The 1,831-nt window shown below is 69.8% G+C and carries 2 protein-coding genes; both read right to left on the bottom strand.

Annotated elements, in window-relative coordinates:
• Nucleotides 1–20: 20 nt before the first annotated feature.
• Entirely contained in the window at nucleotides 21–794 is a 774-nt protein-coding gene (locus ACWF62_RS19445) for a PIG-L family deacetylase (protein ID WP_378507800.1), read from the bottom strand.
• Between the two features lies 1 nt (nucleotide 795).
• Nucleotides 796–1,831: DNA polymerase (locus ACWF62_RS19440; protein ID WP_452631058.1), on the bottom strand; the 1,036-nt coding region annotated here is incomplete at its 5' end.

Raw genomic sequence — 1,831 nt, 5'->3', positions numbered from 1 at the left:
GGGCCGGTCCCGCGCGTCCGTCAGAGTGCCAGTGCCGACTCCCGGTATCCCGCGGGCATGCCGCGGCGGCGGAACCATTCGACGCCGAACGCGGCCCGCAGCTGCTCGACGGGCATGCCGAGGAAGGGGCCGAAGTCGCCGACCTGGGTGGCGTGCGCGACCATCGCGGCCCGCTTCGCCTCGATCTGCGCGGACACGTCGACGGTGGTGGTGATCTGCGCCTCGGGCAGACCGAAACTGTCGAGGTCCGGCGGCTGCGCCTCGTCCGACCAGGCCGGGTTCGCGGCGATCATCCGCTTCATGTGGTCCCGGTTGACGGCGGCCTCATACACCCGCTCCACCCCGGCGAGGTCGGTGGCGCGGATCCCGACCCGGTGCACCTGGATGTGGTCGGGATGCCCGTAGCCGCCGTTCGTGTCGTAGATGGTGACAACGTCCGCGGATTCCTCGGTGAGCACGTCCGCGAGCCGCGACGCCGCCGCCTCGACGTCGGCGTTGCAGAACGCGTCGGGGTGGGTGTTGTCGGCGGTGCCCGCCATGCCGGAGTCCCGGTAGTGCAGCGGCACCACCCGGTGTACCCCGAGCGCGGCGGCGGACACGTCCAGTTCGGCGCGCCGCCGCTGTGCGAGGCTCTCCCCGGTGCCGAGCAGCCCGTCGGGGACCTCCCCGAGCGCGCCGTCGGTCGCGGTGACCAGCACGACGCGGTGCCCCGCATCGGATGCCTGCCGGATCACCCCGCCGGTGACGAACACCTCGTCGTCGGGGTGCGCGTGGAAACAGACCAGGACACCCATCTCAGTGCGCCGCCGCGTCCCAGCTGCGGCCGACCCCGACCGAGACGTCGAGTGTCACGGACAGTTCGATGGCGCCGGCCATCTTCTCGCGGACCAATGCCTCCACCGCGTCCCGCTCCCCCGACGCGACCTCGAGCACCAGTTCGTCGTGCACCTGCAGCAGCATCCGGGAGCGCAGGCCCGCGTCCGCCAGTCCGGCCTGCACGTCGATCATCGCGACCTTGATGATGTCGGCGGCGGTGCCCTGGATCGGCGCGTTGAGCGCGGCACGTTCGGCGACCTCGCGGCGCTGCCGGTTGTCCGAGTTCAGGTCCGGCAGGTAGCGGCGGCGACCGAACAGGGTGGAGGTGTAGCCGTCCTTGCGGGCCTGCTCGACCACCTGGTGCAGGTAGTCGCGCACCCCACCGAAGCGGGCGAAGTAGGCGTCCATCTGCTCCTTCGCCTCCTCGGTGGAAATCTTCAGTTGGGCGGCGAGCCCGTATGCGCTCAGCCCGTAGGCCAACCCGTACGACATCGCCTTCACCCGACGCCGCAGCTCCGCGGTGACCTCCTCGATCGGGACCCCGAACGCCCGGGAGCCGACAAAACTGTGCAGGTCCTCCCCGGTGTTGAAGGCCTCGATCAGGCCCTCGTCCTTCGACAGGTGCGCCATGATCCGCATTTCGATCTGGCTGTAATCGGCCGTCATCAGCGACTCACATCCGGCGCCGACGACGAAACCGTCCCGGATCTGCCTGCCCGCGTCGGTGCGGACCGGGATGTTCTGCAGGTTCGGTTCGGTCGAGGACAGGCGCCCGGTCGCGGCGACGGTCTGGTTGAAGGTGGTGTGGATGCGGCCGTCGTCGGCGACGGACTTGAGCAGGCCGTCGACCGTCACCTTGAGCCGGGTGGCGTCCCGATGCGCGAGCAGATGCTCGAGGAACGGGTGCTGGGTCTTCTCGAACAGCGACTCGAGCGCGGCCGCGTCGGTGGTGTACCCGGTCTTCGTCTTCTTCGTCTTCGGCATGTCGAGCTTGTCGAACAGCACGACCTGCAAC

It is taken from the genome of Rhodococcus sp. NPDC054953 (assembly GCF_053609225.1).
The sequence above is the reverse complement of the archived record's forward strand: the minus strand, read 5'-3'. Positions and strand labels throughout refer to the sequence as shown.

What these genes read in the sequence shown, in the direction of transcription:
- ACWF62_RS19445 (WP_378507800.1), bottom strand. Translation starts at nt 794, where the DNA reads ATGGGTGTCCTGGTCTGTTTCCACGCGCACCCCGACGACGAGGTGTTC.